Below are 15468 nucleotides of genomic sequence, written 5' to 3'. Positions count from 1 at the left end.
TATCTATTGATATTCTATGTATTCGACAAATAAAGCGGCTCCTACCATAGCGGTCATATTCGGTGGGACCGGCGACCTGACCAAGCGGAAACTGGTTCCGGCTTTTTACAATCTGTTCCTGGACGGGTGGATGCCCGAGCACTTTGCCGTAATAGGCCTGGGCCGGACGGCGACGGATGATGCCAAGTACCAGCAACACCTGCGGGAAGGGCTTAATGAATTCTCACGCAGCGGTAAGCCTACTGACGCCTCCTGGGAGAAGTTTCGCAGCTCGATCTATTACCTGCAGTCCAACATCAACGATCCGGCCTCCTACCAGCAGCTGGCGGATAAGATCCATGCGCTGGAAGAAGAGTGGGGAACACGGGCCAACCGGTTGTTCTACCTGTCGGTAGCGCCTAACTTTATCGAACCCATTACGGTCAATCTGGCTCAGGTAGGTATAGCCAGTGACGTAGATCGTGACCGGATCGTGGTGGAGAAGCCCTTCGGGCATGACCTGGGGTCGGCCCGGCAGCTGAACCAACTGCTGACCCGTACTTTCCAGGAGTCACAGATCTACCGGATCGACCACTATCTGGGTAAAGAGACTGTACAGAACATACTGGCGTTCCGCTTTGCCAATGCTCTCTTCGAACCCCTATGGAACCGTAACTACATCGAGTACGTGCAGATCACGGTGGCCGAGGAGGTAGGCGTGGAGGATCGGGGTGGCTACTACGAAGGCTCAGGCGCCCTGCGCGATATGATCCAGAATCACCTCCTGCAGCTGCTATGTATGGTGGCGATGGAGCCGCCAGTGACGTTCGAGGCCGAGGAGATACGCAACCGGAAGGTAGACGTGCTGGAGGCCATCCGGCGACTATCACGAGAAGATGTAGGCAAGTATGCCGTGCGCGGCCAGTACGGGCCAGGTTGGCTGAAAGGCAAGCAGGTACCTGGTTACCGGCAGGAGCAGGGAGTAGATCCCAAGTCCCAGACCGAGACCTACGCGGCCGTGAAGTTCTACCTGGACAACTGGCGCTGGCAGGGAGTACCCTTCTACCTCCGTACCGGCAAGCGTATGCAGGAGAAGAGTTCTTCCATTACCATTCAATTCCGTCCGGTGCCGCACCTGACGTTCCCGACGGCCATGTCTGAGAATATCCTGCCTAACCGACTGATCATCAACATACAGCCGCAGATGGATATCCGCCTGCGCTTTATGGCGAAGAAGACTGGTCTGCAGATGGCACTGACGCCCGCCGAAATGGTGTTTGACTTTAACGGCAACGGGGGGACTGCTCAATCGCAGTCGCCGGAGGCGTACGAAACCCTCCTGCTGGATGCCATGCAGGGCGATGCAACGCTGTTTATGCGTTCGGATCAGGTGGAGGTGGCCTGGGAGGTGATCACGCCTATCCTGGAAACCTGGGAGTCGCGGCAGTCGCTGGAATTCCCGAACTACGCCGCCGGCATGTGGGGACCCGAAAACGCCGAGGCTCTCATCGCCCGCGACGGCCACACCTGGACAGTTTCCTTATCCCATTAACTGAAAACTATGTTACAGATATTTGAAAATAAAGATCAGCTCAGCCAGGCGGCTGCTCTGCTATTTGTACAGGCCGCCGAGAAGGCGGTACTGCAGAACGGACGCTTTACCGTAGCCCTGACGGGTGGGTCGTCGCCGGTGCAGCTGTACAACATGCTGGCGGAGTCGCCCTACCTGGAACAGGTACCTTGGCAAAAGACCTACATATTCTGGGGCGATGAGCGCTGGGTACCCCTAACGGATGAACGCAGCAACGCCAAAATGGCTCAGGAAACATTCCTAAACAAGGTACCTGTCCCCCAGGAGCAGATCTACCCCATGTGGGCAGAAGAGACCGAGCCGGAGGCATTTGCCGATCAATACGAGCAGCTACTGCAGAAGCACTTCGGCCAGGAAGCCCCGCAGTTTGACCTGATCCTACTGGGAATGGGGGATGACGGGCACATGGCTTCGCTGTTCCCCGGTACGGAGGTACTGCACGAGCCCTCGCGCTGGGTGCAGGCCTACTATCTGGAGCCGCAGTCGATGCACCGCGTTACCCTCACGGCCCCGCTCATCAATCAGGCCCGTATGATCTGCTTCATGACGTTTGGCAGCAACAAGGCCAAGGCTCTGTACGAGGTACTGGAAGGCGAACGGAATCCGGAGCAGTACCCCTCCCAACTCATCCAACCCCAGGAAGGAGAAGTGATATGGATGGTGGATGAAGCGGCGGCGGCTCAGCTGACCAATAAAGCATAACCAGATTAAGTATATTCAAACAAAAAGGCGGAGACCCATCTCCGCCTTTTTGTTGTATTGCTATTTTTCAATCTACTTCGGATTGCTCACCCACACGCCTTTATTTCCCTGCCATACAAACTTTCGGGGATTACCCGCTCCCTCCTGCCCGGGTGCCTGCGAGCGGTGCGCGCGCCACATGGCCGTTACGAAAGGATCGTAAGTAGTAGTTTCGGCTTTGGGGCGCGGGTAGTTGCCACGCGCACTCGCGTAGGGGTCATCCTCCCGCATCCACCGCTCGATGTAGTCAAAGTGCGCGTCGTGGTTCCATAGCCGGATGGCCTTCAGGTAGCGGGCGGCCAGAGCGGTACCGGTCCAGGCGGAGGCATTGCAGCAGGTACGGTAGCTCTCTGATGTTTTGTCCCACTTCTCCCACTGGTCCGGGTGCTTCTCCTCGTACGGGTCTCGCCTGCCGTGGTGGGTGATCATTTGCCACAGTGCCGTTTGTCCAAACCATCCCTTCCCGTAGTACGTCTGCGTGTCTTCGTGAAAAAGGGCCGTTTCGGGCAGTTGCGCCAGGGTAGGGTTGTCCAGCATAATACTCGCGAACAGAATCGGCCATTTGCGGCCACTCGAGTGCCCGCCGCCTTCGTTCCAGTAGCCACCTACCATCGCCAATCCGTACAGGTCGATACCACGCTGAATCAGCTCTATGGTTAGCTTTTCCTTCCGTTCCTTTGGAACGTCCAGCATCACCATCAGGCTGGCTATGGACACGAGGCGGGCGTACTCACGACCATAGTTGGGCTGGTTTTCGTTGGGAACCAGCTCCTGCTGCGACCAGCTCAGGATGTGGTCGATCCAGGGGCGCTGGAAGTACCGCTCAAAAGCCTCCCACGAAGGTACTTCGCCAGCAGGCTGGAGCCGGGGCAGCAGGTCCCATCGGATATCTTTGGTTCTAAATAGAGGCTTATCAGTACCGGCGTAGGGTGGTCTGAAGGCATCGGCCGGAGGTTCCGCGGGCAGGCAGGTAAGTACCGCCGCCGCCTTCATCACTACCTGACACTGCTTTTCATTGTCCCACATCAGATCTTTGCTGAAATGATCAACGGAGAGCGACGTATTGCTGATGGAGGAGATGAGTGACCGGTTGGGGGAGAGGTCCAGAGGGAGGTTGATCACGTCCTTCGGGCTGAACGAACCACTGCGGGAGTCGTAGCCCTGGGTGTAGCCAGCCTTCAGTACGATCATGGAGCCGTTGCGCATGAAGGTATCCTTTTTGAGGCTGGTGTCGTTCCAGTGGTTGATCTTAATAGCGGAGTTATCTACGCGGGCTGGTCCCGGTTCAGGGGTGATCTTAACGATACGTACCGGACCTACTACCCACCAGTCACCGGTGATAAACTGGCCGGTTTTGGCGGGTTGGTCAAAAGTCCAGGTGATACCGTACTGGCTGATCTCCTTACGCAAGGTTACCCCGGTCAGTCCTTCGCGGGAGCTGCTGCTTTGGGAGCCAACTGGCCTGGTACAGGAGAGAGAAAGTACTATCCAAAGAAGTAAAAAGCGTACGGGGGAGAAGCAAACGGATTTCATGCGATACAAGGGTCTGAAGTAGAAAAAGCCGCTCCTGCGGCTTTTTCTACTTCGTATGAGGATGATTACAGTTACTTCTTATAGAGCTGCTCATATACGGCGTCCATGATGGCGGTACGGATGTTGAGCTGCGAGATCTTGTTGTTGTCACGCGTGGGGTACACCCGGTTCGACAGGAACACGTAGTTGAGGTTTATGGCTGGGTCCATCCATACCATAATACCCGTAAAGCCGGTATGGCCGTAGCTCATGGGGTGGGCGTACTTAGGCGCATTGCCGGTGTACTTGAAGGTAGGCTTATCAAAACCAATACCGCGGCGGCTTCCTGTTTCAGGGTACTGGTACCTCGTAAATTCGGTCAGTACATCGGGGCTGAGCAACTGCTGGCCGCCGTAGCTTCCTTTCTGCAGGTACATCTGCGTTACTTTCATCAGGTCATTGGCATTGCCAAAGAGTCCCGCGTGGCCGCTGAATCCGGCCAGCATCACGGCACCTTCGTCGTGTACTTTGCCGCGAATGACCGTCTGCCGGAAAAACGTATCGCGCTCGGTGGGTACTATGCGGTTAATATCATAGTAGCGGAGCGGATTGTACGTAAGCGTACTGGCCCCTAGCTTGCTGTAGTAGTTCTTTTTAAGGTACTCTTCCATCTCCATTCCGGTCTGGTTCTCGACGATCTGCGGATAGAGGTAGAATGAAAAGTCGCTGTACACATAGCCGGGCTCCGGATTCAGAGGTGAGTCGCGGATAGCCTTGAATATTTTCTGGGGGTAGTCTTTGTGCAGGTACAGGCTGTCCTGAACTACCTCAATCGGGAAATCCTCCGACTTCTGGGTCGTGAAAGTGTTCTTTTTCCAGGTACCATTCGGGTTTTTAGCGTCACGCCAGAAAGGAATCCAGGCCTTCAGACGGGCCTGGTGAGTCAGTACATCCCGCCATTTCAGGTCTGCCTTGTTAGAGCCTGCAAAGAAGGGCAGGTACGCCTTCATGGGGGCATCCAGGTCAAATTTCTTCTGATCCCACAGGCTCATCAGCGCCAGCGTAGCGGCCGTTACCTTGGTTACCGAAGCCAGGTCGTACAGGTCGGTGAGCTGCGTAGGCTTTTGCTGCTCGTACGTATGGGTACCGTAGGCTTTACGGAAAAATACCTTGCCGTCCTTAGCCAGTTGTACCACGCAGCCGGGCGTAGCCTTCTGGGCAATGGCGTAGTTAGCAATGGAGTCAATCTTGTGCGTGATAATCTTTGAATCCAGCCCCACCTCTTCCGGAATGGTGTACTTCATGCGGCAGATGGCGGGTGTTTCGATACCGGCTCCGTAGGCGAAGCGCTCATTCACCGTCACGGGTAGTTTGCCTCTGGCTGGTATCGCGCCAAAGATCAATTGGGCGGCCAGGTCTTCGGTATAAGGCGTCATCTGGTAGGTCATCACCAGGGCTTTGGCCTGCTCGGGGTTCTGGACCTTGTTCAGGACGTACGGGTTGCCAAAGAGGCTCACTACGGCCTTGCCCGTAGCCGTGAGCTGGTTAAGTACCGCGTTCATCTGCTCCGTCAGGCCGAAGTTCAGGCGGGGCGACACGCTGTTGAGGTGTACCCCTACCAGCAGCAGGTTGTAGTCGTTGAGCTTTGCATTAAGTGCAGCGAGTTGTGCCTCGGTAGGACGAGCCGGAATATTGAAAGTATCTACCTTTGTGTACAGACCCGCTATCTCCTGGAATTTAGTAGGTTTATCAGACCCCAGCGAAATCGCCGCGATCCTGAGTGTATCCAGCTGGCGAAGTGGCAGCAGATTGCCATCGTTTTTAAGTACCGTCAGGGCGTTTTCTACCATGAGCCGGTTGGTCAGCTCAGCGGCTTTGGGGTTCAGATCCTCTACCAGATTGGTCATATCAACAGGCTTAAGGCGATCGAGACCTACCCAGGCTTTAGCCGCCAGTACTTTGCGAACACGATCGTCGATCTGGGCCTGGGAGATCCGGCCTGCCGCGATGGCGTTCTTGATCTCGGCGATAGCCATGGGGACATCTTCCGTAAACTCTAGAATATCCATGCCAGCTTCCAGACCCATAGCGTCAGCCTTGCCATTGGAGAAGTACTTGGTAACGCCCTTCATGTTCATGGCGTCGGAGTAGATCAGCCCGTTGAAGCCCAGCTTGAACTTCAGCAGGTCGGTCACGATGGGCTTTGAGAGGGTAGAGGGAAGGTTGGGTGTTTTATCAAGCGCCGGTATACTCAGGTGCGCGATCATCATACCACTCAGTCCGTTGTTGATCAGCACCCGGAACGGATACAGTTCCAGCGAGTCCAGCTGCGTAATATCTTTGCCGATCACGGGCAGGTCGTAGTGCGAATCCACACCCGTGTCGCCGTGGCCGGGGAAATGTTTGGCACTGGTCAGCAGGCCGTGGTCCTGCATCCCCTTCATGTAGGCCACCGCCTTTTCGGCAACCCGGTACTTATTCTCCCCAAACGAGCGAAAGCCAATAACGGGGTTATTAGGGTTATTGTTGACGTCGGCTACGGGAGCAAAGTTGATATGTACACCCAGTCGCCGGGCCTGCTGGGCCAACTGTGCGCCCATCTGGTAGATGAGGTCGTCGTGTCCCTGCATGGCTCCCATCGTGATCTGGTAGGGGTAGCGTACGGTGCTGTCGATGCGCATGGCCAGGCCCCATTCGGCATCCATGGCTACCAGCAGCGGTACTTTGGATATAGACTGGAAATAGTTGGTCAGCCGTGCCTGTGGTACCGGCCCTCCCTGGAAGAATACCACCCCCCCGATCTTATTCTCCCGGATCAGCTTCGCTACGTAGGCCGGATTGCTGCGTGCAGTGTCAATAAGGGCTCGACGGGTATCGGAGGTAGCGGCCACCATGATCAGCTGCGCAATGCGCTCATCGGGGGTAAGGGTCGCAAATACCGAGTCGACCCACTGGCGATTCGCCCCTAGAAAGTCGGGCGGGGTACTAATCTGGGCAAAGGCAGAGAAATGAGAAACAATAAAGGCAATAGTCAGACAGAGGACCGTCAGTACTTTTTTCATGGGTTTGGAATAGATTAAAATATCTTCAAAGTTTGGAAATCCTGCGCAGGTTTGCAACCCAGCCCGCATGAATATGTGCTATTTAGCTGAGCTAAAAAACAAGCCCCAGTACCAGACCTCCCAGAATAATGAGGTAGGAGGGAACGCGGGTGAAGTAAAGGACCAGCAGGGTGCCTACTACCGTGAGCAGGGGCTGTAGCTGCGTAGCCATGGGCTGAAACAGGATAATAGCGGCGGCTACCGTAAGACCGCAACTGGCCGCGTGGATACCGTCCAGCGAAGCCCGGATACCCCGGTACTTCTTCAACTGGTCCCAGAAGCGGTACACAAAGAAGATCAGAAAGGTACCCGGCAGAAAAATGCCTACCGTGGCTATGACGGCGCCCAGGATCTGGCCGCTGATCCCGTAATGCTCCATAGACATGCCCCCTACGTAGGTAGAGATCGAGAACACCGGCCCGGGTACTACCTGCGTAAGGGCCATACCCGACAGAAACTCCTGCCGGGTGAGGTAGTGCTTAAATACCACAAACTCATTGTAAAGCATGGGGATCAGTACCTGCCCGCCGCCAAATACCAGGCTGCCGTTGCGGTAGAAGTTCTCGAACAGACGTACCGGCAGCGAGCGCGTAATAGCACCCAATGCCGCCGCCGCTACCAGCACCCCCAGCCACAGAAAAAAATTGGCCCACTCGATCCGCAGGGGCTCCTTATCCATGACCTCGTGCTTGCGGTAGTTAAGCGAAGCCATCACCCCACCCACCAGGATCAGCAGGGGCGTTACGTACGGTGAGGGAAACAGGTAGGCTACTACGGATGAGATAATCATCAACGTCCATCCCTGGTAGCCATGGATCACCTTCTGAGCGATGCGATACCCGCCAAACATCAGAAAGGCTACCGCCATGGGACCTACAAAGCGGGTAAAGGACAGTGATATGTCATTGGCCTGCAGGTAGTGCGTACCAATGGCCGCCAGTGTCATAAGTACCATGGCTGGTAACGACCACACTAGCAGCGTAAGGTAGGCCAGGTTAGGGCCGCCGATCTTAAAGCCCAGGGCGGTGACCGTCTGCGTAGAGGTAGGTCCCGGTAGTACCTGGCAGAGTGCCTGCAGTTCGAGAAGCTCTTCCTCAGTAAGGTACCTGCGCTTTTGTACGAGCAGTTCCAGCATCATCATCAGGTGTACCTGAGGTCCACCAAAAGCCGTACAGGCCAGTAGTAGTATGTCTCTCAGGTAAATGATGTACCGGAATCTCCGCATTAATAGTGGGTTGTATACGTAGGAACAGTATGTAAAAGTCGTAAAAAAAGAACTTCCTGCGCACTTTACACAGGAAGTTCTTTGAAATGAGGCTGGAAAGCGCCCGTAGCGGGCGAAGAAAATCCTGCTATTTCTTCAGTCCCAGTTCGCGCAGACGCTCATCCAGAAACTCACCCGCCGTCATGTCGGTATATAGTTTTGGATGTTGTTCGTCGATACAGCTTTCCAGACACGTCAGATTCATATCACCACGGGGGTGCATAAAGAACGGAATCGAGTAGCGTGAAGTACCCATCTTCTCACGCGGCGGGTTTACTACGCGGTGGATGGTCGATTTCAGCTTGTGGTTGGTAAGGCGGTCCAGCATATCACCCACGTTCACCACGATCTGGTCGGGCAGGGCCGTAATGGCAATCCACTTGCCGTCGCGCCGCAGTACTTCCAGACCTTCCGCACTGGCTCCCATCAGCAGCGTGATGAGGTTGATGTCACCGTGAGCGGCAGCCCGTACGGCTCCCTCCGGCAACAGGTCCGGATTTTCGATGGGGAAGTAGTGCAGCGCCCGCAGGATGCTGTCGCCGTTGCGTACTTTGTCTTCGAAGTAGTCTTCGGGTAGTTCCAGGTAGATGGCAATGGCCCGCAGGAGCGTCTTCCCGGTATTTTCGAAGGTACTATATACCTGCTGAGTATAGGTCTGAAAATCAGGTACCTCCTCAGGAAATATATTCCTGAACATATCACCTTCGGGCTCAGGTTGCCCCACGTGATAAAACTCCTTCAGGTCAGCTACTTTGAAGCCCTTGGCCGTCTCTTTGCCTTTGCCGATATAGCCGCGCTGTCCGTGCAGTTCTGCGAATTCGTATTTCTTTTTTACGTCTTCAGGGAGTTGAAAAAAACGCTGTACCGCGTCGTACAGGTTGTGGCGGAGCTCTTCATTTAGCCCGTGATTTTTGATCGCCACAAATCCAATGTTATTAAAGGCAGCACCCAGGTCTGCTACAAATTTTGCTTTTCGCTGCGGATCACCCGAGTTAAATTCGGCCAGGTCCAGCGAAGGTACTTCTTCCAGCAATGCTTGTTCCATAGTCAATATTTTTTACAAATGTCAGGACAATCTGTTGTTTATGCAACTATAACGTAAAGCAGTGCAGCAGGAGGTGTAAGAAAGGCGGAAGGGAGGACAGCATTCCGTATAAAATGAAATTCCTCTCATCCTCATCCCAACGTTAACAATTTGTGAACTTGCCGGCAGGCGTATCATAATTAGCTAATTTGGCGCTATTGAACCAGTTAGTTACTGCATCTGTGCGACGTTTTATTTACAACTCAGTGGGTTTCGTCAAGGTTTTGACCAGGTACCTGCTAATGGTCTTCTTTATTGGTATTATATCCTCAGGTATTGCGCTGGGAAACTACTCCGCCGAAATTGACCACTCAGAGTTAAAAAAGTCACCAGACGGAGGGCGCCCGGACTCGCTGCTGCTGCAGCTGCGTACCCACTACGCCCGGGCAGTCCACGATAAGAAGGAGGTAGACGCGGCGCGCTACCTGCATGAGATGGGGCGTGTCATGTACCAGACGGGCTACTACCCGCAGGCGCTGGACTACTACCAGCAGGCCGAGAAAAGATTCAGGGAGCACCGGCAGGACGAACCCCTGGCCCGCAACCTCAACGACCAGGGACTGCTGTACTATTACAGCCACCAGCCGGACCAGGCCCGCCAGCACTACGATAAAGCGCTGGCCATCTACCAACAGACGGGTAACCGGGCGGGGCGGGCCGAAACGCTGGGAAAGATCGGGCAGCTCTACGAAAAACAGCAACGCTACGACAGTGCCTTTTACCTGCAGCGTCAGGCACTGGCCGACTACCAGAGCGTAGCCCACCAGCCGGGTATCGCCAAGATCTACGAAAACCTGGGTAGCATTTATGAGGATCTGGAGCAGTACGACTCGGCCTTTGTCAATTATAACAAAGCCCTGCTGATCAATAAAAAGAATGGCGATGAGATAGCGCAGATCGAAATCCTGAACAACCTCGGGGACGTACTCCGCAAAACCGGCCGCTACCGTCAGGGGCTCGCCTACAGCTGGCAGGCCCTGGCGCTCGCTCAGCAGAAGGGGATCCGCTACCAGCTTACCGGAGCCTACAACGACCTAGCCAAAGGCTACAACCTTCTCAACCGCAACGACAGCGCCTACTACTACCTGAACCTCAGCCGTAAGTACCAGACTGATATCTATTCGGACGAAGCCAACAAGCAGATGGCCCTGCTCCAGACGCTGTACGATCTGGAGAAAAAAGACAACGAAATAGAAAGCCTGACCCACGAGCAGGAGCGGGCCCGGCTCATTACGGGGGCGGTGGTGCTGATCGTGCTGCTGGTGGTAGTAGTCGGAGGATTGGTGATCAGCCGCCAGCGCCTCAAGCTCAAAAACGAGCAGGCGCTCCGCAGTCAGAACGAGGCCCGCAACCAGCTCATGCTCCTGGAGCTGAAAAACAAAAAGCTGGAAGAGGAGTCGCTGAAGCAGGAGCTGGAAATAAAGGCCAAAGAGCTAACCTCCCACACGCTGCATCTGATCGGGAAGAATCAGTTCCTGGATGGCCTGCGTGGTACTATGGAGTCGATGGTGAAAGATGAAAAGCGCGACCAGAAAAAGCAGCTGAAGCAGCTCATCGAACAGATCCAGCAGAACATTACCCACGACGACCACTGGGACGAGTTCAGGACCATCTTTGACCAGGTACACCAGTCGTTTCTGACCCGACTGCAGCAGCAGTATGACCACCTCACCACCAATGATATTCGTCTGGTGGCGCTCATCCGCATGAACCTCGACTCGCGCGATGTGGCCACGCTACTTGGCGTCTCGACTGACAGCCTCAGGGTGATGCGGTACCGTCTGCGCAAGAAACTCAACCTTCCCCAGGGCGATAGCCTTTCTGCCTATATCCAGTCCATCTGAGCCCGCTTAACATTGAGGTAACAGTATCGTAATACAAAGATAATGGCTTGCTGGTAACGCCGGTTGGTACTGTAAATCAGTAGGTTGAGATTGTTTTGTTACGTTTGTTAACGCTTTGTTTATGGCTTTGGGCCCAATGTTGCCTGTTTGTTAACGCCCCTGATTTGGAGCTCTGCCCCTACTGTATTCACCTTCGTGCTGTCGTTTGACACCCGCCCCAGCTCAACGGGTCGGGCTAGTATGAAAAAAATGATTTGCACTGATGGCACGTACTCCTTTACTCCTCCTACTTCTGTGTTTGCTTGTTGGAAGCGCTTCGGCGCAGGTACTTCGGGGGAGAATTGTAGAAGCCGAAACCGGTGAGCCCATTGTAGGCGTCACCCTACTTCTCGAAAACACCACCTACTACGATGTATCCGGGCTGGACGGCACCTTTGCCATAGCCAATCTGCCTAAAGGCGATTACCGGCTCGTGGTCCGGCACGTATCCTATGCGTCGCAGTCATTGGATGTGAAGGTACCCATGCCGGAGGCTAAGCCGCTCAACCTGTCCCTGGCACCGGCGGTGTACAGTACCCTGAACGAAGTGGCCGTGGTTGGAAAACGCGACGGCGCGTCCGAAACGACCGCCCGCTCCATGGAGCGCAACGCCAGCCAGGTACTTAATATCGTATCGGGCAAGGCCATCGAGCTATCGCCCGACCTGACCGTAGCCAACGTGATCCAGCGGGTATCGGGGGTGTCGGTAGAGCGCAACAGCAACGGTGACGGACAGCACGCCATCCTGCGCGGTATGGACAAGCGCTACAACTACACCCTCGTCAACGGCGTAAAGATCCCCAGCCCCGACAACAAGTACCGCTACGTACCCCTGGATATCTTCCCCTCGGAGCTGTTGGACCGTCTGGAGGTGGTAAAGGCCCTGACGCCCAATATGGAAGGTGATGCCGTCGGTGGAGTGATCAATATGGTCATGAAAGATGCTCCTGACCACCTGGTGGTATCGGGCAATCTGGCTACGGGCTACAATGAGCTGTTCGTGCAGCGCCCCTTTACCAGCTACGACAACCGCAACATCCAGACGCAGTCGCCCTACGAGCGGTTTGGAAATCAGTACAGCGCCACCCCCAAGGATTTTTCGAAGGCGGCGGTCACCTATCGCTCGCAGTCGCCCCTGCCCAACCTCGTCGGAGGACTATCCATCGGAAACCAGTTTCTGAACCATAAGTTGGGGGTACTGGTGGCAGGTAGCTTCCAGAATACCTACCGGGGGAGCAACAGCCTGTTTTTTGATTTCGAAACCGTAGATACCCTGCGCGGCGTCACCCTTAACAGAATGCGGGATCGCGAGTTCTCGGAGCAGCAGCGTCGCTATGGCCTGCACGCCAAAGCCGACTACCGCTTCAATGCCCGTCACCGCCTGGAGTGGTACAATGCCTACCTGAATCTGACCAATATTCAGGTGCGTGATCAGAAAACGACCCAACTCACCATCGGAGGGTATGACCCCCAACTGGGCAACGCCACCCTTGGCTACTCGACCCGCTCACGCCTGACCCGCCAGCAGATCCATAACAGTACCCTGCAGGGGCGGCATCAGCTGCTGGATGCTTTGCAGCTACGCTGGTCGGCGGTGTACTCGCTGGCTACCAACGAGGAGCCCGACAACGTGACGGTACCGCTGGTGGGGGTACGCGAAAACTTCGTTGAGCGACGCACTACCGTCGATGACGCCTCGCGCCGTTGGGAACTCAACACCGACCGCGACCTGGCCGCCTACCTCAACCTGACCTACACCCGTAGGCTGGGCGAAGTAGCCACCGAGTGGTCGGCAGGAGGGCTGTACCGCGACAAGTCCCGCACCAACTTCTACAACAACTACCAGCTACGCCCTGCCAACCTTTTTGCCCGCTACGGCGAGGACTTCACCGACTACTCGCAGATCGAGTGGACCATCCAGAACCCGCGCGGAGCCGTAGCGACGGCTCTTAACTACGACGCCACCGAGTCTATCCGGGCCGGGTACCTGCAGGTCAAAGGGCAGGTGAGTAATCTGGAAGTGCTGGGTGGAGTACGGGCCGAGGCCACCAATCAGGGCTACACCATGAAGTTTCCCATTGGCGAAGGGCGCCCCACCAACAGCCAGGTGTACACCGACTGGCTCCCCAGCCTGCACCTGACGTACAAGATGCACGGCCATAGCAATCTGCGGACCTCCTACTTCCGCTCTATCAACCGCCCGGGCTTTTTTGAGATTGTTCCCTACCGCATCGTCAACGAAGAGTTTCAGGAGCGCGGTAACCCCGACCTGAGACGCACCATCGCCGACAACCTGGACCTGCGCTACGAGCGGTACCCTAGTGCCTCGGAGCAGTTTATGGTAGGTGTTTTCTATAAATCCATCAAAGACCCCATTGAGTATACCCTGCAGCGCGACGCCATCCGGGGCCAGGACCAGTACTACTCGCCCGGCAACTTCGGCAATGCCACGAACTACGGCCTGGAAGTGGACTACATCCGGTACCTGCGCCGGTGGGGCATCAAGGCCAACTACACCTATACACACTCTACCATCACCACGCTCAAATCAAAGCGGATCCGCAACGAGAGCGGTGACCTCGAGACCATCCTGGTCAACCAGACCCGGCCCCTCTTCGGACAGTCGGCGCACGTGGCCAACCTGACGCTGCTCTACAAGGATACCCGTCGCCAGCTCGATGCCCAACTGGCTGCTGGCTATACCGGCGACCGCATCAATACGGTATCGCAATTTGTGGACAACGACTTGTGGCAGAAGGGGTTCGTACAGGTGGATGCGTCGCTGGAAAAGCGCCTGGGTAGGGGCTGGAGCCTGTTTATGAAGGCCAATAACCTGCTCAACACGCCCATGGAGGTGTACATCAACAACGTAAGCGCCCGTAACGACGGCATTCCGTTCCAGAAGGGAAGCCAGCGCACGCTGATCCGGCGCGATTACTACCAGCGCTCCTATATTCTGGGGGTACGCTACAAACTATAAGCAACAAAACAGTCAACCAATTTATAACAACAAACCATCATGTTAGAAATGAAAAAGGTATTTATGTACATGGCAGCCGCTGCCCTGCTTAGCTTCCAGGCCTGCAACAATAATGACACTGAGGTAACTCCCGTTGAGGAGGAAAAGCCAACCGTTCAGGAGTCGGTAGCCGGTGAGGTATCAGGTACCTGGAAAAAAGGAAATACCTACAAGATCACCGGTCACCTGCAGATCCCGGCCGGTAAGTCCCTGACCATCGAAGAAGGCGTTACGGTACTGTTCAGTGATTCGGTGGTGAAGCCGGAGGTAGTAGTACTGGGTAACCTGTATAGCCTCGGTACGGCCGAAGCACCGGTGAAGTTTACGGTACCCGATGCCTGGAAAACGGCTAAAAATGAATTCGGAAACCTGTGGGGTGGTCTGATCGCGGGCCCTAACGCTGCCGAATTCGTGATCAAGAATACCATCCTGGAGTACGGTGGTGCCGTTACTACCGAAGAGTCACCTTCGGTAAAGGCAGGCTTGTACAAGGCCGCAGCAGGTGAGCACGTACCCGTTATCTACTACCCGGCTCTCAACGGTAAGCTGGTGGTGATGAACAGCACGATCCGTAACTTCAACGAAGATGGTTTTTACATCGAAGGGGGTAAAGTGATCATTGCCAACAACCTCTTCTACACGACGGGTGTATCGGGTGGAGATGCTATCAACATTAAGTCAGGTGTACAGGCAGACATCGCTTTCAACCTGGTGTACAGCCCCAATACCAACGCCCTCAAACTTTCCAACTCCGGTGATCGCAGCCCTCAGGCATACATTGTTGGCTACAACAACACCATCATCAACGCGGGCTGGCGCCGTCCTACTACCAAAGGGGGCTCGATCTGGCTGGAAAAGTCGGTGCGTGCCGACCTGTACAACAACCTCCTGGCCAACGACCGCTTCGGTATCAAGCGTGATAAGGGCGCTCCCGAAGACAACCGCTCCGTGATTGGCACTACGCTGTACTACGGCCACAGTGAAGACGCCGTGAAGCAGTTCCAGCCATCTACCGAAATCATTGCCGGTGTTAACGACCTGCTGGCGGCCAAAGTAGGTGACAACGATCCTAAGTTCGTAAACTACCCACTGAGCACCAGCATGACCAACCCTACCTTTAATACAGCCTGGGACTTCCACCTGCAGACTGGTTCACCCGCGCTGGGCAAAGGACGTACCGACTTTACCCGTCTCTATGCCGATGGTCTTGCCATCAACGGTGTCACCTACAAGTCGCCCGCGCCTGCTACCTACATCGGTGCCTTTGGTACCAAGTAAGCGGTAGCCTTTTGTA

Annotated in this window: 9 protein-coding genes; 5 read left to right on the top strand and 4 right to left on the bottom strand. The window is 55.3% G+C overall.

Going from position 1 to position 15468, the window contains the following annotated elements; translation table 11 throughout:
• Positions 1–16 precede the first annotated feature (16 nt).
• On the top strand, positions 17–1531 hold the full coding sequence (zwf, locus tag JTN23_RS16770; protein ID WP_247236165.1) for a glucose-6-phosphate dehydrogenase: 1515 nt from the start codon (positions 17–19) through the stop codon (positions 1529–1531).
• A gap of 9 nt (positions 1532–1540) precedes the next feature.
• Positions 1541–2272: a 6-phosphogluconolactonase gene (gene pgl / locus JTN23_RS16765; RefSeq protein ID WP_247236163.1), complete on the top strand. Its 732-nt coding sequence runs from the start codon at positions 1541–1543 to the stop codon at positions 2270–2272.
• Between the two features lie 72 nt (positions 2273–2344).
• On the opposite strand, the gene JTN23_RS16760 is transcribed toward pgl, so the two are convergent.
• From JTN23_RS16760 to JTN23_RS16745, 4 genes are all read right to left on the bottom strand, one after another.
• Complete coding sequence (locus tag JTN23_RS16760; RefSeq protein ID WP_247236161.1) at positions 2345–3844, bottom strand: hypothetical protein; 1500 nt, start codon at positions 3842–3844, stop codon at positions 2345–2347.
• A gap of 71 nt (positions 3845–3915) precedes the next feature.
• The gene (locus JTN23_RS16755) at positions 3916–6885 is read right to left on the bottom strand and encodes a serine hydrolase domain-containing protein (RefSeq protein ID WP_247236160.1); all 2970 of its coding nucleotides are present in this window, start codon (positions 6883–6885) and stop codon (positions 3916–3918) included.
• A gap of 91 nt (positions 6886–6976) precedes the next feature.
• Positions 6977–8149, bottom strand: a complete 1173-nt coding sequence (gene chrA, locus JTN23_RS16750) for a chromate efflux transporter (protein WP_247236159.1) — start codon at positions 8147–8149, stop codon at positions 6977–6979.
• A gap of 127 nt (positions 8150–8276) precedes the next feature.
• Entirely contained in the window at positions 8277–9233 is a 957-nt protein-coding gene (locus JTN23_RS16745; RefSeq protein ID WP_247236158.1) for an isopenicillin N synthase family dioxygenase, read from the bottom strand.
• Positions 9234–9454: 221 nt separating this feature from the next.
• Here JTN23_RS16745 and JTN23_RS16740 point away from each other — a divergent pair, with 221 nt between their 5' ends.
• The 3 genes from JTN23_RS16740 to JTN23_RS16730 all read left to right on the top strand — a co-directional run bounded on the left by JTN23_RS16740 (position 9455) and on the right by JTN23_RS16730 (position 15452).
• Positions 9455–11116 (top strand): tetratricopeptide repeat protein, encoded by a 1662-nt coding sequence (locus JTN23_RS16740; RefSeq protein ID WP_247236156.1) that lies wholly within the window; start codon positions 9455–9457, stop codon positions 11114–11116.
• A 298-nt stretch (positions 11117–11414) separates the two neighbouring features.
• Positions 11415–14135, top strand: a complete 2721-nt coding sequence (locus tag JTN23_RS16735) for a TonB-dependent receptor (protein WP_310586725.1) — start codon at positions 11415–11417, stop codon at positions 14133–14135.
• Between the two features lie 48 nt (positions 14136–14183).
• Positions 14184–15452, top strand: a complete 1269-nt coding sequence (locus JTN23_RS16730) for a right-handed parallel beta-helix repeat-containing protein (protein WP_247236152.1) — start codon at positions 14184–14186, stop codon at positions 15450–15452.
• The last annotated feature ends 16 nt before the right edge of the window (positions 15453–15468 follow it).

The organism is Telluribacter roseus, assembly GCF_017355915.2.
Taxonomy (GTDB): Bacteria; Bacteroidota; Bacteroidia; order Cytophagales; family Spirosomataceae; genus Telluribacter.
Note: the sequence above shows the minus strand (reverse complement) of the source record. Positions and strands in the feature narration are given on the sequence as shown.